Raw genomic sequence first — 16,394 nt, forward strand, 5'->3', positions numbered from 1 at the left:
TATAGCCGTGTTCGCGGGTGCGAATTACAGTCATGACATGACCCGACACGACCCCCAACTCCTGCATAACGGCCTGCTCGCAGTGCGCCGCCATTCCATCAAAAAGCTGTTGCGTTCCGTGTTTGGCCTTGAACGCCTGCGCGACGGCCAGCAACGCGTCATCGACAGCGTCCTCGATGGCAAGGACACGCTGGCGATCATGCCTACCGGCGGCGGCAAGTCGCTGTGCTACCAGATTCCGGCGCATCTGTTAAAAGGCTTGACGGTCGTCGTCTCGCCCCTGATCTCGCTGATGAAGGATCAGTTGGGTAAACTCGAGGAGCTGGGCATCCGTGCCTGCCAGGTCAACAGCAGCCTGAACGCCGAGGAAGAACATGCGGCGCTCGACGCCATCGCAGCGGGCGAATGCGAAATCGTCTTTTGCACGCCCGAGCGCCTGGCTTCTGCGGACTTCCTCGCGGTGCTGAAGCAAACGAAGGTAGTGCTGGTCGCGATCGACGAAGCCCATTGCATTTCCCAATGGGGCCACGATTTCCGCCCGGCGTATATCGAGATGGCCGCCGCGATTGCCGCGCTCGGCCAGCCGACCGTGCTGGCGCTCACCGCCACCGCCACCGACGAGGTCATGGACGACATCGGCCGCCAGCTGAACCGGCCGCGCATGAACGTCATCAACACCGGCATCTACCGGCCGAATTTGCATTACAACGTGGTGCAGGTGACCAATCTCGATGAAAAATTCGCCGAGGCGCGGCGCCTGGTCGCGGAAACGGCGGGCGTCGGCATCGTCTACGCCGCGACCGTGAAGGCGGCCGAGGAAATGCACCGCATCCTCGAAGAAGCGGGCGAATCGGTCACGATCTACCACGGCAAGCTGCCGAGCGCCGAGCGCAAGGCCAACCAGGACCTGTTCATGAACGACGAGCGGCGCATCATGGTCGCGACCAACGCCTTCGGCATGGGCATCGACAAGAGCGACACCCGTTTCGTGATCCACCTGCAGATCCCGGCGAATCTCGAATCGTATTACCAGGAGTCGGGGCGGGCCGGACGCGACGGCGCGGATGCGCAGTGCACGCTGCTCTTCCTGCAGGACGACAAGCGCCTGCAGCAGTTCTTCCTCGTAAAACACTATCCTGATGCGGCCGAGATCCGCTCGGTCTACGAGGCCGCGCGTGAACTGGCGGAAGAGGGCGCCGTCACGACCGAGCGCATCGAGGAAAAGCTGGTCGACCTGAACGAAGCGAAGATCAAGGTCTGCCTCAAGCTGCTCAAGGACGGCAAGTTCGTGCGCCAGAACCGCAAGCTCGAGTTCGTCATCACCGCGAACGAGCCGAAGGCGGTCAACTTCGAGCAGCTGGCCGAGGTGTATGTGCAGAAGCAGGACCACGACCGCGAATCGCTCGAAAAAATGGTGGGGTATGCGGTGAGCGGTTTCTGCCGCTGGAAGCTGATGCTCGATTATTTCGGCGACGAGGTCGAGGGATTCGAGAAGTGCTGCCGCTGCGATAACTGCAAGAATCCGCCTTCGATCGATTTGGAAAACATCGAGATCCGCGACGACGAATTCGATCACACGCCCGAGCCGGAACCGGCCGGTCCGCATTTCGAAGCGGGCATGAAGGTGAAAGTGCCGAAGTATGGAGAGGGCGTGGTGGTATCGGTGGCCGGCGACCAGGTCGGCATCGACTTCCCGGACGGCGAGCACCGGAGCTTTATGGCAGACTTTGTGGAGCCGGCCTAAGACCGGGAAAGGACCGCATGGCAGATATGGTGGTAGTGCGCAAGGAGGGGCTGTACTGCGTCCCTGGCGGGTTTTATATCGATCCCTGGCGGCCGGTCGAGCGCGCCGTGATCACGCACGCCCACGGCGACCACGCGCGCTACGGCCATGGCAACTACCTGACCGCGGCCAGCGGCGTGCACGTGCTGCGTTCGCGCCTCGGCGAGATCAAGGTCGATGGCCTGGAATACGGCGAAACCGTCGTGCACAACGGCGTCACCATCTCCCTCCATCCTGCCGGCCACGTTTTGGGTTCGGCCCAGGTGCGCATGGAATACCAGGGCGAGGTCTGGGTCGCTTCGGGCGACTACAAGATCGAGCCCGATAAAACCTGCGCGCCTTTCGAACCCGTGCGCTGCGACACCTTCATCACCGAATCGACCTTCGGACTGCCGATCTATCGCTGGGAACCCGAGCAGGCGATCTTCGACGACATCAACCGCTGGTGGAAGAAGAATGTCGACGAAGGCCGCACCAGCGTGATCTTCGGCTATTCCTTCGGCAAGGCCCAGCGCATCCTCTCTGGCCTGGATCCTTCCATCGGGCCGATCGTCTGCCATGGCGCGGTCGAGCCGCTCAACCGGGTGTACCGGGAAGGGGGCATCATGCTGCCGCCGACCGTGATGGTGAGCGACGTCGACAAGGCGGCCCTGAAGCAATCCATCGTCGTCGCGCCGCCGTCCGCCTCCGGCTCGGCCTGGATGAAACGCTTCGGCGACTACAGCGACGCCTTTGCCAGCGGCTGGATGCAGCTGCGCGGGGCTCGCCGCCGGCGCGGCGTCGACCGCGGCTTCGTGCTGTCCGACCACGCCGACTGGCCGGGCCTGATGAGCGCAATCGCCGCCACCGGCGCCCAGCGCATCATCGTCACCCATGGCTCGATTCCCGTGATGGTGAAATGGCTGTGCCAGCAGGGCCTGGACGCCGCCGGTTTCGACACCGAATACGGCGACGACGATGACGACGTCGGCATCGCCCCGCAACCGGCCGAAGCTGCGGAAGCCGTGACGGCAGCAAATGAAGCGAAGGAGGGCAGCGATGCGTGAATTCGCCCGCCTGTTCGCCGAACTCGACGAAACCACCGCCACCAACCGCAAGCTCGAGGCGCTGCAAGCCTATTTTTCCACCGCCGCACCGGAAAACGCCGCCTGGGCCGTGTACTTCCTGGCCGGCGGCAAGCCGCGCCAGGCGGTGCCGACCAAGCTGCTGCGCCAGTATGCGATCGAATACGCGGTGCTCGACGAGTGGCTGTTCGAGGAGTCCTACCAGGCCGTCGGCGACCTGGCCGAAACGATCGCCCACATCCTGCCGCCGCCCGAAAAGCGCAGCGACGTGGGTCTCGCCGAATGGATGACGGAACGCATCGGCACCCTGCGCGGGGCCGACCCGGCCGTCATTCGCGAAGCCCTGTTCAGCTACTGGAACGAGCTCGATACGCGCGAGCGCTTCCTGTTCTGCAAATTGATCGGCGGGGGCTTCCGGGTCGGCGTCTCGAAACTGCTGGTCACACGCGCACTCGCGGCGATTGCCGCTGTCGACAGCAAACTGATCGCCCAGCGCCTGATGGGCTGGACCGACGGCAGCGTGCGCCCGACCGCCACCAAATTCCTGCAACTGATCGCCGCGCAATCGGATGAAGAGCACAAGCTGCGCGGCGGCCAGCCCTATCCCTTCTTCCTCGCGCACCAGCTGCAAGGCGACCCGGCCGCGCTGGGCGACTTGAACGATTGGCAGGTCGAGTGGAAATACGACGGCATCCGCGCCCAGTTGGTGCGGCGCGGCGCGCAGAATTACCTGTGGTCGCGCGGCGAAGACCTCATCAGCGAACGCTTCCCGGAACTGTGCAGCGTGCGCCTGCCCGAGGGGACGGTCGTCGATGGCGAGGTGCTGGTCTGGGACCATGCGAACGACGTGCCGGCGCCGTTCGCGGAACTGCAACGCCGGATCGGCCGCAAGACCTTGTCCGCCAAGCTGCTGGCCGAACTGCCGGCGGTGCTGGTCTGCTACGACTTGCTGGAACTCGACGGCGTCGACCTGCGCGCGCTGCCCCAGCACGAGCGGCGCGCGCTGCTGGAAACGCAAGTCGCCGCCATCGACCAGCCGCAGTTGAAAATCTCGCCGCTGATCCATGCCGAGGGCTGGGAAGCGCTGGCTGCCTTGCGCACCGAATCGCGCACGCGCGGCGTCGAGGGCATGATGGTGAAAGCGAAAAGCGCCCAGTATGGGGTGGGCCGCACGAAAGATGTCGGCACCTGGTGGAAGTGGAAGGTCGATCCCTATTCGATCGACGCGGTGCTGATCTATGCCCAGGCCGGGCATGGCCGGCGTGCCTCGCTCTACACCGACTACACCTTCGCCGTCTGGGACGATGAAGAAGGGGAGCGCAAGCTGGTGCCCTTTGCGAAAGCCTATTCGGGCCTGACCGACGCCGAGATCGCGCAAGTCGACAATGCGATCCGCAAGACGACGATCGAAAAATTCGGCCCGGTGCGCTCGGTGAAGCCGACGATGGTGTTCGAGATCGGCTTCGAGGGCATCGCGCTGTCCTCGCGCCACAAGGCCGGCATCGCCGTGCGCTTCCCGCGCATCCTGCGCCGGCGCGACGATAAAACGGTCGAGGATGCCGATACGCTCGATACCCTGAAAGGCCTGCTGGCCGCCGCGGGTGCATGAGCGGTCCCGCGCAAAAGACGGTCAAGGAGTGGTTCGCCTCGCGCGGCTGGAAGGCTTTCCCGTTTCAGAAGGAAGTGTGGAAGGCGGCGCTGGCTGGCCAGTCCGGGCTGCTGCATGCGAATACCGGCGCCGGTAAAACCTATGCGGTCTGGCTGGCGGCGCTGCAGAGGGGAGCGCTGACCAAAGGACGGAAGGGTGGGCCAATGCGAGGATTGCGCGTGCTGTGGATCACGCCGATGCGCGCGCTGGCCGCCGACACCCAGCGCGCGCTGGAAGAATCGGCCGCCGTGCTGGCGCCCGACTGGACGGTCGGCGCCCGCACCGGCGACACCGGTTCGGCCGAACGCGCGCGCCAGTCGCGCAGCTGGCCTTCTGCGCTGATCACGACGCCGGAAAGCCTGTCGCTGCTGCTCAGCCATGCGGCCGCTGCGGAACAGTTCAAGCACCTCGACATGATCATCATCGACGAGTGGCACGAGCTGATGGGCAGCAAGCGCGGCGTGCAGGTGCAGCTGGCGCTGGCGCGGCTGCGGCACTGGCGGCCGAAGCTCGTCATCTGGGGCGTGTCGGCGACGATGGGCGACCTCGACCTCGCGCGCCAGGTGCTGCTCGGCGAGGTGGAAGCTGAGTCGCCCGGAGTATTGGTCGAGGGCGACACGAAAAAGCAGATCGTCGTCGATTCGCTGATCCCGAAAGACGTGTCGCGCTTTCCCTGGGGCGGGCACCTGGGCCTGCAGATGCTGAAACCCGTGATCGACGAGATCGAGCATTACAACGCAACCCTTGTGTTTACCAATACCCGCTCGCAGTCCGAGATCTGGTACCAGAACATCCTGGAAGCGCGTCCCGATTGGGCCGGCGTGATCGCGCTGCACCACGGTTCGCTGGCGCGCGAGGTACGTGACTGGGTGGAGATGGGCCTCAAAAAGGGAGAATTGAAGGCGGTGATCTGTACCGCCAGCCTCGACCTCGGCGTGGACTTCCTGCCGGTCGAGCGCGTGCTGCAGATCGGCAGCGCCAAGGGCATCGCGCGCCTGCTGCAGCGTGCCGGGCGCAGCGGCCATGCGCCCGGCCGCGTCTCGCGCGTGACCCTGGTGCCGACCAACAGCATGGAAATCCTGGAGGCGGCCGGCGCCAAGGTGGCGGTGGCCGAGCGCAAGATCGAGGGCCGGTATGTGCCCAATAAACCTTTCGACGTGCTGGTGCAGCACATGGTGACGGTGGCCCTCGGCGGCGGTTTTCGCTCCGACGAGTTTTACCAGGAGGTGCGCCGTGCCTGGTCGTACCGGCAGCTGACCGAGGAAGAGTGGCAGTGGGCGCTCGATTTCGTTGCGCGCGGCGGCCAGAGTTTGACCGTGTATCCGGAATACCGGCGCGTGCTGCCCGACGAGGAGGGTGTGTACCGCGTGCCCGATACCGCGATCGGAAGGCGCCATCGGATGGGCATCGGCACCATTGTCTCGGACGCGACGATCCAGATCAAGTACATGAGCGGCGGCCGGATCGGCAGCATGGAGGAATCCTTCATCTCGCGCCTGAAGCAGGGCGACCATTTCCTGTTCGGCGGGCGCATCCTGGAATTCATCCGGGTGCACGAGATGACGGCGTTTGTAAAACGCGCCACGGGTTCGCGCGGGGCGATCGCGCGCTGGCAGGGGGCGAAGATGCCGATGTCCTCCGAACTGGCGCACGCCGCGCTGGAGCAGTTGCGCCAGGCGGCCGAGGGCCGCTTCGAGGGGCCGGAGATGCAGGCGATCCGGCCGCTGCTCGACATCCAGGCAAAGTGGTCGGCGCTGCCGACGCTCGACACCCTGGTGCTCGAATCGATGAAGAGCCGCGAAGGCTATCACTTGTTCGTGTATCCCTTCGCCGGGCGCTCGGTGCACATGGGCCTGGCCTCGCTGTTTGCCTACCGCATCGGGCGGCGCCAGCCGATCACCTTTTCGATCGCGATCAACGACTACGGGTTCGAGCTGCTGTCGCCCGAGCCGGTCGACTGGGAGCGCGAATTTGCCGGGGCGACCGGGCTCGAGGTCGGACTGTTCGAGACCGAACACCTGCTCGAAGACGTGCTCGACAGCCTGAACGCGACCCAGTTGTCGCAGCAGCGCTTTCGCGAAGTGGCGCGCATCGCCGGGCTGGTGTTCCAGGGCTATCCGGGCCAGCCGAAATCGAACCGGCAGGTGCAGGCTTCGTCCTCGCTGTTTTTCGAGGTGTTCCGCAAGCATGACGCGGCCAACCTGCTGCTGACCCAGGCCCAGCGCGAAGTGCTGGAGCAGGAACTGGAATTGACCCGCCTGCGTGACACCCTGGCCGAACTCCATGCACGCAAACTAGCGTATCGTGTCGTCAAACGCGCGACGCCTTTCGGCTTTGCGCTGATGGTCGAGCGTTTCCGCGAAAAGGTGAGTACCGAAAAGCTGAACGACCGCGTGGCGCGCATGTTGCGCGAACTGGAGAAGGCTGCTGCCGTATGACGTCGTTGGTTGTGCATTCCGCCATTCATGTGGCGGGCGAACTGTTGTTCCTGTTACCCGAAAAAGCCGTGTTCTGGCCGGCGCAAAAGATGCTGATCATTGCCGACATCCACTTCGGCAAGGCGGCCTCGTTCCGGGCGCTCGGTATCCCCGTGCCGCGCGGGACCACCACTGAAAACCTCATCGGCCTCGACGCCCTGATCGACGCGCATGGCGCCCGGCACGTCGTTTTCCTCGGCGATTTTCTCCACGCGCGCGCCGCGCACGCATCCAGCACCCAGCAGGCAATGCTGGCCTGGCGCGAGCGCCGCCGCGACCTGCGCCTGACCCTGGTGCGCGGCAACCACGACAAGCATGCGGGCGACCCGGCGGCGGTGCTCGGCATCGAACTGGTCGACGAGCCGCACATGGTCGGGCCCTTCGCGTTCTGCCACCATCCCGATCTCGATCTCGGCAATGGCGCCGGCGGCTATGCGCTGGCAGGGCACGTCCACCCGGCCTGGGTGCTGGCGACCCGCTTCGATGCCCTGCGCCTGCCGTGCTTCGTGGTCGGCACGAACCGGATGATCCTGCCTTCCTTCGGTTCGTTTACCGGGGGCCACGTCGTCACGCGCGCGCCTGGCGACGCCATTTTCGTTACCTCGGGCGAGGCCGTACACAGCGTTCGTTAGCGCACTGTTTCCTTTCTGGCATCGGCGTAAGGTGTACGTACGCTGGAGCAATTGCCAGGCCTATCTTGAGGAGACACACCATGAAGCTTCGCCATACCCTGTGCGCCACGGTCACCGCGCTGTTACCGCTGTGCTCCCTGACGCTGGCGCCGACCGTCGCGCATGCCCAGCAATATGAGCGGGACAGCCGATCGGGCCCCGTGATCCGCGGTTTCAATGTCGAGGAAGTGCGGCGCCTGACGCCGGGCGTCGAACTGCATTTCGACCTGTACGGCACGCCCGGCGGCAATGCGGTGCTGCGCATCGATGGCGCCACGCGCAACGTGCACATGACGGAAACCGAACCCGGCCAATACGTCGGCACTTACACGATCGGCGCCCGCGACCACATCACGAACACCAGCGCAGTGACCGCCAACCTGCGCGTGGGCAACCGCGTGGCGACGGACGTGCTGGCCGAATCGGTGGTGCGCGACGGCGCCCAGCGCCCGAACCGCCGCGGCGATCTCGCCACCGTGCCGCGCATCGAACGCTTCGAAGTGCGCGGCAGCGAAGACCTGGGCCCAGGCAACGAGGTCGGCTTTACCGTGTTCGGCACGCCAGGCGCGCGGGTCGAACTGACGATTACCGGTGCGCGCGGCGTGTTCTTCCTGCCGGAAGTGCGCCAGGGCGAATACGCGGCCGACTACACGATCCGCCGCGACGACCGTATCGCCCCCGACAGCCGCGTGACGGCAACGATCCGCGCCAACGGCCGCTACACCTCGCAAGTCCTGGGCCGCCCGTTGCTGGCCGGCGCCCAGCGTCCGATCGCCGCAACAAGCGCCCCGCGCACCGCGCGCTACTGCACCAATTGCGCCACTGTGGAAGCGGTGAACGTGGTTGAGGTCAGCGGCCAGGGCAATTATCTCGGCACGGTCGGCGGCGCCGTGGTCGGCGGCCTGCTGGGCAACCAGGTCGGCGGCGGCAATGGCCGCAAGGTGGCCACGGTGGCAGGTGCGGTCGGCGGCGCGATGGTAGGAAACAACATCGAGCGCAACCAGCGCCGTTCGCAGCGCTATGAAGTCGTGGTGCGCTATGCGGGCAACGGCGCGACGCAGACCCTGCAGTACGAGAACGACCCGGGTTTCCGCGCAGGCGATGCGGTGCGGGTGAACAATGGGGTGTTGTCGCGGGATCAATGACCCAAGAGCGGTAGGGTGGGCGCCCCGTGCCCACGCGGAACGGGGGCAGTGTTGGCAGACTTGATACGCCACCCTACGCGCCTTGCGCTGGTCATTGGACAAATCACGGTGGGCACGGGGCGCCCACCCTACCGGCGGCCTCATAAACAAAACGGCTCCGACATGCAGGTTTCACCAGGAGACCACCATGTCGAAGCCGCTTTTCCATCGCCGGATCAGCCGGCAATACCAGGCATCACACCGCTGCCAGCACCTGGTCATCCCCAGCGGCATCCAGCTCGGCCTTCTGCTTGGCGCCGGCGGCCTTGGTGCGCGAGCGCGAAGGTGGCAGGCGGCGCAGGGTTTTCAGGGCTTCCGGATCCTTGATGCCGATGGTGCGCTGGTCGACCGTGATCAGGCCGATTTCGTTAAAGGCCGACAGGGTGCGGCTCACCGTTTCCAGGGTCAGGCCCAGGTAGCTGCCGATCTCGTGGCGCGTCATGCGCAGGTTGAACAGCTTGCTCGAGTAGCCCATGGCGGCGAAGCGGTCGGCCAGGGAGACCAGGAAGCGGGCCACGCGGGCCTCGGCGGAGAGGGCGCCGAGCATGCCGATCATGGCCTGTTCGCGCACCAGTTCGCGGCTCATGACGCCGTACATCAGGTTTTCCAGCTCCATGTGCACGCGGCCCAGGGCGGTCAGCTTCTTGAACGGCAGCAGGATCAGGTCGCAGTCGGACAGGGCCACGGCCTCCGAGGCGTAGTGGCGGGTGTGGATGCCGTCGACGCCGAGCATGTCGCCCTTCATCGGGAAGCTCAGCACCTGTTCGTTGCCGAACTCGTCGATCAGCACCGTTTTCAGGAAGCCGGAGTTGACGATGTACAGGGTGTCGAAGGCCTGGCCGATGGTGTGGACGCGCTGGCCGGTCTTGAACTGTACGTGCTGGAACAGCAATTCTTCGGAATTGATTGAAACAGCGGCCGGAATGTGCAGCAGGTCGCAGACTTCTTTCAGGTTGGACCACAGGCGGCCCTGGCGTTGGCGGCCAGCTTCCATTGGCGTGGAATGCATGGTCGACGAGGCGTTGCGTTGTTCTGGCGTTTGCGGGGACTGCATGCTTTTTCTCCAGTGAAGAATTCAAGCTGGCGCGGTCTGAATCGGGTGCCGCCACCGGGTGCTTCAATAGGATTCGTCAAGCGGCAGGCTTGGCTTACGGAGAGAAATTAGATCGCAAGCAAGTCGATACGCTGAATTCAGTATGCCAACACGAGTTCGGCATTGGTATCAGCAAGGGCTGAATGTGTAGGTAGGAGTGGTGGCGGGACTGTAGGAATATTCTTACTGCTACGGGGCGTCACCGGATGGGCGCCCGCCATGACTGTTTCTTCCGGCGGCATGGCGCCAGGGGCGGCGCGTGGCGCACATGGCACAAACGAACGCGAGCCGCTGTCAAATACTCTTAAGCCCGAAGAGAACCGCCCCCGGCGTTGCCTCTGGAGTACGGCTCAGGCCTTGAGAGGGGCCAGCAGGCGGTGCGCAACGGCGTACTGCACCATTTCCGACAGCGAGGTCATGCCCATCTTCTGCATGATGCGCGTTTTATGCGTGCTGACGGTTTTCACCGACAGGTGCAGGTTGTTGGCGATCTCGGTGATCGACTTGCCCCCGACAAGCAGCGAAAACACCTCGAACTCGCGGTCGGACAATTGTTTGTGCAGCAGTTGCTCGTTCGGCGCCATGATGTTCAGCGCCAGCTGCTCGGCCACCTCGGTACTGATATACGGACGGCCCGAGGCCACCTTGCGGATGGCGCCCACCAACTGGGTGCCCGCGCTTTCCTTGGTGAGATAACCCTGGGCGCCGGCGCGGATCGCCCGCACCGCATATTGCTCTTCCTCGTGCATGGTGAGGATCAGGATCGACAGCTTGGGCGCCTCGCTGCGCACCTGGCGGATCAGGTCGACGCCGCTGCGCCCGGGCATCGACAAGTCGAGCAGCAGCAGGTCGAATCCACCCTGGCGCACCAGCGACAGCACCTCGAAGCCGTTGGTGGCTTCGCCGACGATCTCGACGTCGAGCGCACCGTCGAGGATGCGCTTGAGGCCCTCGCGCATGATCGTATGATCATCTGCAATGACGATTCTAATCATGGATGTAATCCCCCCGCGCCGCGGCGCACCGCGGCTGCTCTATATAGTGCACGCCGCAAGCGGCGTGCCGGCGCCGCCGTCAGGCTGTGGCTGGCTCGTTGATCAGCCGGTGCACCAGCACCGGTCTGGTCGTGTGCGACAACACTTTGTTCGTGACGCTGCCCAGCAGGATCTGGCCCCAGCCGCTGCGCCCGTGCGAACCCATGAAGATCAGGTCGCAACCCTCCTGTTCGGCGACATCGACGATTTTGACGGCGGTGGCATCCGAAAACACGGTCAGGCAGCGGTGGACGAGCCCGGCCTGTTCGCATGAGCGCATGATCTTGCCCATGTAGTCTTCGCCGGTCCGCCGCATCTGGGCGATGTATTCGTCCTCGCTGGGATAGGAGGGGGGAATGATCTCGACGTACACCGGATACTGGTATTCCGGGGCGACGAACAGGGCCAGCACCTCGGCCCCCATCTGGTGCGCGAACTTGACGCCGGCACAGGCCGTGTGCTGGGACACGGCCGAACCGTCAGTGGTAATCAGGATTTTCCGGTACATGATGAGCCCCTTGAAATGCCACGCTATTGTGGCTGTTGCTTCGCGTTCCGGGCTTGCGATAGCGCAACCTGTTGACTTTGCTCAAACACGAGCTCGCCTCCGCCGGAACGCCTCGAAAAACGGTGCACAATCGACGCGACCACAAAACAACACCACACTTGCGAAAATATTCAGGAATGCACGGATTTATTGTCCTGGAATTAAGATTCCTTGTCCATTTCTGCGTATTGCTTTTTGAGAGATTTACCTACGGCAACTACGCTGCTACACTCGCTCACTAGATTTTGGGGCTTCCAGCGACTGCATGACGCGCGCGGAAGTCCGCGTCCACCGGACCGAAGCAAGCAGATTGCGACACATTCATATCATGGAGAAGCAGGAATTATGACCGACGCCGCCGACGATTTCGACGCCCTATTCGACGAAGTGGCAGCCCAGCGCGCCAGCGCCCCTGCGCCCGCTCCGGCGGCGGCAGTGGCGCCTGCCGCTGCCGACGAAGACGACCTGGACGCCCTGTTCGACCAGGTCGCTTCCACCCGCCCGGCCGAAGCGGCGGCCCTCGACACCGGCAACGCGGCGGGCTCCGCCCTTGCCACCGCCGGGGTGGCGAGCGTCGGCATGCCCTCCGTCGCCGCCGGCGAAGGCGCCGAGAGCGACAAGAACATGTACGAGCGCCTCGGCGGCATCGTGCGCCTGCTGCACGACTCGCTGCGCGAACTGGGCTACGACCGCGCGCTGACCGAGGCGTCCTCGCAGATCAACGACGCCCAGGACCGCCTCGAATACGTCGCCACGCTGACCGAACAGGCCGCGAACAAGGTATTGAATACCCTGGACGAAGGCATGCCGGCGCAGGACAAGCTCTCGAAGCAGGCCCAGGACATGGAAGGCCGCTGGGCCGCCCTGTTCGCGGGCAAGCTGAGCCTGGACGAGTTCAAGGCCCTGGCCGGCGACTCGCGCCAGTTCGCCGCTGCCGTGTCGGAAGCGACCGAGGCGGAAAAGGCGCGCCTGCTGGAAATCATGATGGCCCAGGACTTCCAGGACATCACCGGCCAGCTGATCAAGAAAGTGGTCGTGATCACCAAGACGGTGGAAAACGAACTCGCCCAGCTGCTGCGCGACAACGCTCCGCCGGAAACGCGCGCCAAGCTGGCCGAAAAAGAAGCCGTACCGGTGCAACTGATGTCGGGCCCGTCCATGCCGTCCGCGGCGCTGGACCAGGATAACGTCGACGACCTTCTTGCCGATCTGGGATTCTAATGGACGATATGCTCAAGGACTTCGTCGTCGAGGCGATGGATCTGGCAGTCAATGTAGAAGAGCACCTCCTGCGCCTCGAACGCGATCCGGAGAACAAGGAAACACTGAATGCGGTGTTTCGTTCCTTCCACACGATCAAGGGCGGTGCCGGCTTCATGGGCTTGCCCGCGCTGGTCGCGGCCTGCCACCTGACCGAAAACCTGTTCGACGCGCTGCGCACGGGCGCCGCACCCGTCACGCCGCTCTCGATCGAGGCGGCGCTGCAGGCCTCGGGTTTTGTCGCCGACCAGTTGAACGACCTGAACAATGGCGCGACGCCGGAACAGCTCGCGCCCATGCCCCAGGACCTCGAACGCATCCTGACGGACGCGATCGAAGGCAAGACGCAAGCTGCGCCAGCAGCAGCGCCGGCACCTGCACCGGCCGCGCCCGCCGCTGCGGCGACCCCTGCGGTTGTTGCCGCGCCGGCCGCTTCGGCGCCGGGTGAAGACGGACTCGACTGGCCTGCGATGTACAACGCCGTCGTGCCGGCCAGCGCCGCCGTCGCGGCCGCGCCAGTCGCCGCCGCTGCTCCGGTCGCTGCAGCTGCCGCGCCTGCCGCACAAAACGAAGTCGCCGCCGCAGCAGCACCGGCGGCCGCCAAGGCCAGCTGGGACGGCGTCGACCGCCGCAGCGACGCCAAGGCAGCCGCCAGCGCGCCAGCGAAAGACGAAAGCATCCGTATCGACGCCGTCAAACTCGACGCGCTGCTGGAAGTGGCCGGCGAATCCGTGCAGGCCGCCAACCAGGCTGCCGTGTTGCTGGAACGCCTGGCGCAGTTCAAGTTCGAAGGCCAGGCGGCCACCCTGATGGCCACGCTGACGGAGACGCTGGAACGCGCTTCGCGCTATTCGGCCGAACTGCAGCGCGCCACGCTGGCAACCCGCATGCAGCCGGTCGGCCGCCTGTTCCAGAAGTTCCCGCGCCTGGTGCGCGAACTGGCGAAAGACCTGGGCAAGGACGTCGAGCTGACCATCGAAGGCGCCGAGACCGAAGTCGACCGCGTCGTCGTCGACAGCCTGTACGATCCGCTGGTGCACATGTTGCGTAACGCGCTCGACCACGGTGTCGAGTCGCCCCAGGAACGTGTCGCCGCCGGCAAGCCGGCCAAGGCCTTTATTTTGCTCAAAGCCTGGCAGGAAGCGAACAGCGTCATGATTGTGCTGCAGGACGACGGCAAGGGCATGGACCCGATCAAGCTGCGTCGCAAGGCCATCGACAAGGGCCTGATCGGCGAGAACGGCGCCCAGACCGACGAGGATGCGTATCAACTCGTGTTCCTGCCGGGCTTCTCGACCAAGGAAGTGGCCTCGTCGGTCTCGGGCCGCGGCGTGGGCATGGACGTCGTGAAAACGGCGGTGGAAAAGAACCGCGGCGCGATCCGCATCGATTCCTCGCTCGGCCACGGCACCAAGTTCGCCATCCGCCTGCCGATCGAACTGTCGATCGTGCCGACCATGCTGGTCTCCACCTCGGGCGCCTCGCTGGCGCTGCCGATGGCGGTGGTCGAGCGCGTGGTCGAGCTGCCGGAAACCTTCTCGATGGTCGGCGGCGCCCCGGTGCTGAAAGACCAGGGCCGTCCGCTGCCGGTGCGCTCGCTCGCCGGTTCGCTCGGCTACGAGGAAGCAGTGGAGCGCGTCGGTATCGTCATCAACGCGCCGCAGCCGTATATCCTGGCGGTGGAAGCGGTGGACGGCACGGCCGACCTGGTCATCAAGCCGATGACGGCGCTGACGGTGGAAGGCATCACCGGCACCGCGCGTTCGGCTGAAGGCGAGCTGGTGCTGGTCGTGGGCCTGTCCTTCCTGATGGACGGCTGCCGCAGTACGGTGCGCATGGCAGCATAATTTGCACTGAACGAGTGAAAAAGGGCGGAATATGCCCTTGCAATAAAAGCCTGCACATTCCCTGTGCAGGCTTTTTTTATTTGCATGCGGGGCATAGGGTGCAAATGTTGTTTGCCTTGGCGCAAAATAATTAGCAGAATAATGCAAAATTGCCCTGTTACTGCCGCAGTGCACAAATATGGCATAATCAAAATCCACTATGCCAGCGGGCAGGTTCGACAGGACACAAGCATGTTAAAAACGCTCTACGACAAACTCTGGGAATCGCACGTCGTGCGTGCCGACACCGATGGCACGACCGTGCTCTACATCGATCGCCACCTGGTGCACGAGGTGACCAGTCCCCAGGCCTTCGAAGGCCTGCGCGAAGCGAACCGCGGCCTGTGGCGCAACGCCGCCAACCTGGCCGTGGCCGACCACAACGTGCCGACCACCGACCGCCGCGAAGGCATCGCCGACCCGACCTCGCGCCTGCAGGTCGAGACGCTGGACGCGAACGCGAAGAGCTTCGGGCTCACCTATTTCAACATGAACGACAAGCGCCAGGGCATCGTCCACGTGATCGGGCCGGAGCAGGGCGCGACGCTGCCCGGCATGACCGTGGTCTGCGGCGACTCGCATACCTCGACCCACGGCGCCTTCGGCTGCCTGGCGCACGGCATCGGCACCTCGGAAGTCGAGCACGTGCTGGCGACGCAGACGCTGCTGGCCAAGAAATCGAAATCGATGCTGGTGCAGGTCGACGGCGCATTGCCTGCCGGCGTGACCGCGAAGGACATCGTGCTGGCCGTGATCGGCAAGATCGGCACCGCCGGCGGCACCGGTTACGCCATCGAATTCGGCGGTTCGACGATCCGCGCGCTGTCGATGGAAGGGCGCATGACGGTCTGTAACATGGCGATCGAAGCGGGCGCGCGCGCCGGCATGGTGGCGGTCGACGACACCACGATCGAGTATGTGAAAGGCCGCCCGTATTCGCCGGCCGGTCCGCAATGGGAGCAGGCCGTGTCCTACTGGCGCACGCTGCACACGGACCCGGGCGCGAAGTTCGACATGGTCGTCACGCTCGACGCGGCGCAGGTCCGCCCGCAGGTCACCTGGGGCACCTCGCCCGAGATGGTGACCTCGATCGACGGCCGCGTGCCCGATCCCGACCAGGAAAAGGATGCCGTCCGGCGCGACGCGATGGAAAAAGCGCTGGTCTACATGGCCTTGACGCCGAACACGCCGATCGCGAACATCCGCATCGACAAGGTCTTCATCGGTTCGTGCACGAATTCGCGCATCGAGGACTTGCGCGCGGCCGCAGCGGTGGTGCGCGGACGCCAGCGGGCGTCCAACGTGAAGCTGGCGATGGTGGTGCCGGGTTCGGGCCTCGTCAAAGAGCAGGCCGAACGCGAAGGCCTCGACCAGATCTTCAAGGCCGCCGGCTTCGAATGGCGCGAGCCGGGCTGCTCGATGTGCCTGGCGATGAATGCCGACCGCCTGGAGCCGGGCGAACGCTGCGCCTCGACCTCGAACCGCAATTTCGAGGGACGCCAGGGGCAGGGCGGACGCACCCACCTGGTGTCGCCGGCCATGGCCGCGGCGGCAGGTATCGCCGGTCACTTCGTCGACGTGCGCGCACTCTAAGAAATCAACATACCGAATCACAGGACCACCATGAAAAAAGTATTCGCCCTTTCCCTCGTTGCCCTCGTCCTCGCGGGCTGCAACACGATTTCCGGCATCGGCCGCGACGTGCAGAAGGTCGGCCAGGTCGTCACCGGCGCCGGCGGCAGGTAAT

At 64.8% G+C, this 16,394-nt stretch carries 13 protein-coding genes; 10 read left to right on the forward strand and 3 right to left on the reverse strand.

Annotated elements, in window-relative coordinates; all coding sequences use genetic code 11:
* The first annotated feature begins 37 nt into the window (after positions 1-37).
* The 6 genes from AC1MEM_RS10430 to AC1MEM_RS10455 all read left to right on the forward strand — a co-directional run bounded on the left by AC1MEM_RS10430 (position 38) and on the right by AC1MEM_RS10455 (position 8,788).
* Positions 38-1,744: a RecQ family ATP-dependent DNA helicase gene (locus tag AC1MEM_RS10430; RefSeq protein ID WP_499477081.1), complete on the forward strand. Its 1,707-nt coding sequence runs from the start codon at positions 38-40 to the stop codon at positions 1,742-1,744.
* 17 nt (positions 1,745-1,761) lie between these two features.
* On the forward strand, positions 1,762-2,829 hold the full coding sequence (locus AC1MEM_RS10435; protein ID WP_499477082.1) for a ligase-associated DNA damage response exonuclease: 1,068 nt from the start codon (positions 1,762-1,764) through the stop codon (positions 2,827-2,829).
* Positions 2,822-4,456, forward strand: a complete 1,635-nt coding sequence (locus AC1MEM_RS10440; RefSeq protein WP_499477084.1) for an ATP-dependent DNA ligase — start codon at positions 2,822-2,824, stop codon at positions 4,454-4,456. The genes AC1MEM_RS10435 and AC1MEM_RS10440 overlap by 8 nt, the downstream gene beginning before the upstream one ends.
* The gene (locus AC1MEM_RS10445) at positions 4,453-6,933 is read left to right on the forward strand and encodes a ligase-associated DNA damage response DEXH box helicase (RefSeq protein ID WP_499477085.1); all 2,481 of its coding nucleotides are present in this window, start codon (positions 4,453-4,455) and stop codon (positions 6,931-6,933) included. The genes AC1MEM_RS10440 and AC1MEM_RS10445 overlap by 4 nt, the downstream gene beginning before the upstream one ends.
* Positions 6,930-7,604, forward strand: a complete 675-nt coding sequence (gene pdeM, locus AC1MEM_RS10450) for a ligase-associated DNA damage response endonuclease PdeM (RefSeq protein ID WP_499477087.1) — start codon at positions 6,930-6,932, stop codon at positions 7,602-7,604. The genes AC1MEM_RS10445 and pdeM overlap by 4 nt, the downstream gene beginning before the upstream one ends.
* Positions 7,605-7,684: 80 nt before the next feature.
* The gene (locus AC1MEM_RS10455; RefSeq protein ID WP_499477088.1) at positions 7,685-8,788 is read left to right on the forward strand and encodes an outer membrane lipoprotein; all 1,104 of its coding nucleotides are present in this window, start codon (positions 7,685-7,687) and stop codon (positions 8,786-8,788) included.
* A 235-nt stretch (positions 8,789-9,023) separates the two neighbouring features.
* Here AC1MEM_RS10455 and AC1MEM_RS10460 read toward each other — a convergent pair whose 3' ends face one another.
* The 3 genes from AC1MEM_RS10460 to AC1MEM_RS10470 all read right to left on the reverse strand — a co-directional run bounded on the left by AC1MEM_RS10460 (position 9,024) and on the right by AC1MEM_RS10470 (position 11,462).
* Positions 9,024-9,821 (reverse strand): Crp/Fnr family transcriptional regulator, encoded by a 798-nt coding sequence (locus tag AC1MEM_RS10460; RefSeq protein ID WP_499477625.1) that lies wholly within the window; start codon positions 9,819-9,821, stop codon positions 9,024-9,026.
* Between the two features lie 449 nt (positions 9,822-10,270).
* Positions 10,271-10,915: a response regulator gene (locus tag AC1MEM_RS10465; RefSeq protein ID WP_499477090.1), complete on the reverse strand. Its 645-nt coding sequence runs from the start codon at positions 10,913-10,915 to the stop codon at positions 10,271-10,273.
* A 79-nt stretch (positions 10,916-10,994) separates the two neighbouring features.
* A complete protein-coding gene (locus tag AC1MEM_RS10470; protein WP_499477092.1) occupies positions 10,995-11,462 on the reverse strand; it encodes a universal stress protein in 468 nt (155 codons plus the stop codon).
* A gap of 384 nt (positions 11,463-11,846) precedes the next feature.
* On the opposite strand from AC1MEM_RS10470, the gene AC1MEM_RS10475 reads away from it, so the two are divergent.
* From AC1MEM_RS10475 to AC1MEM_RS10490, 4 genes are all read left to right on the forward strand, one after another.
* Positions 11,847-12,722 carry a protein phosphatase CheZ gene (locus AC1MEM_RS10475; RefSeq protein ID WP_499477093.1) on the forward strand — a complete coding sequence of 292 codons (876 nt, stop codon included), beginning with the start codon at positions 11,847-11,849 and terminating at the stop codon, positions 12,720-12,722.
* Complete coding sequence (locus tag AC1MEM_RS10480; protein WP_499477095.1) at positions 12,722-14,608, forward strand: chemotaxis protein CheA; 1,887 nt, start codon at positions 12,722-12,724, stop codon at positions 14,606-14,608. Before AC1MEM_RS10475 ends, AC1MEM_RS10480 begins: the two co-directional genes overlap by 1 nt.
* A 231-nt stretch (positions 14,609-14,839) precedes the next feature.
* A complete protein-coding gene (leuC, locus tag AC1MEM_RS10485) occupies positions 14,840-16,240 on the forward strand; it encodes a 3-isopropylmalate dehydratase large subunit (protein WP_499477096.1) in 1,401 nt (466 codons plus the stop codon).
* Between the two features lie 30 nt (positions 16,241-16,270).
* Positions 16,271-16,393 (forward strand): hypothetical protein, encoded by a 123-nt coding sequence (locus AC1MEM_RS10490; protein WP_499477098.1) that lies wholly within the window; start codon positions 16,271-16,273, stop codon positions 16,391-16,393.
* Position 16,394 lies beyond the last annotated feature (1 nt).

This window comes from Telluria sp. AIW5, assembly GCF_056680575.1.

Coding starts and splice junctions, on each gene's coding strand:
- AC1MEM_RS10455 (WP_499477088.1), top strand. CDS start 7,685: ATGAAGCTTCGCCATACCCTGTGCGCCACGGTCACCGCGCTGTTACCG.
- AC1MEM_RS10480 (WP_499477095.1), top strand. CDS start 12,722: ATGGACGATATGCTCAAGGACTTCGTCGTCGAGGCGATGGATCTGGCA.
- AC1MEM_RS10475 (WP_499477093.1), top strand. CDS start 11,847: ATGACCGACGCCGCCGACGATTTCGACGCCCTATTCGACGAAGTGGCA.
- pdeM (WP_499477087.1), top strand. CDS start 6,930: ATGACGTCGTTGGTTGTGCATTCCGCCATTCATGTGGCGGGCGAACTG.
- AC1MEM_RS10490 (WP_499477098.1), top strand. CDS start 16,271: ATGAAAAAAGTATTCGCCCTTTCCCTCGTTGCCCTCGTCCTCGCGGGC.
- AC1MEM_RS10445 (WP_499477085.1), top strand. CDS start 4,453: ATGAGCGGTCCCGCGCAAAAGACGGTCAAGGAGTGGTTCGCCTCGCGC.
- AC1MEM_RS10440 (WP_499477084.1), top strand. CDS start 2,822: ATGCGTGAATTCGCCCGCCTGTTCGCCGAACTCGACGAAACCACCGCC.
- AC1MEM_RS10430 (WP_499477081.1), top strand. CDS start 38: ATGACCCGACACGACCCCCAACTCCTGCATAACGGCCTGCTCGCAGTG.
- AC1MEM_RS10460 (WP_499477625.1), bottom strand. CDS start 9,821: ATGGAAGCTGGCCGCCAACGCCAGGGCCGCCTGTGGTCCAACCTGAAA.
- AC1MEM_RS10470 (WP_499477092.1), bottom strand. CDS start 11,462: ATGTACCGGAAAATCCTGATTACCACTGACGGTTCGGCCGTGTCCCAG.
- AC1MEM_RS10435 (WP_499477082.1), top strand. CDS start 1,762: ATGGCAGATATGGTGGTAGTGCGCAAGGAGGGGCTGTACTGCGTCCCT.
- AC1MEM_RS10465 (WP_499477090.1), bottom strand. CDS start 10,915: ATGATTAGAATCGTCATTGCAGATGATCATACGATCATGCGCGAGGGC.
- leuC (WP_499477096.1), top strand. CDS start 14,840: ATGTTAAAAACGCTCTACGACAAACTCTGGGAATCGCACGTCGTGCGT.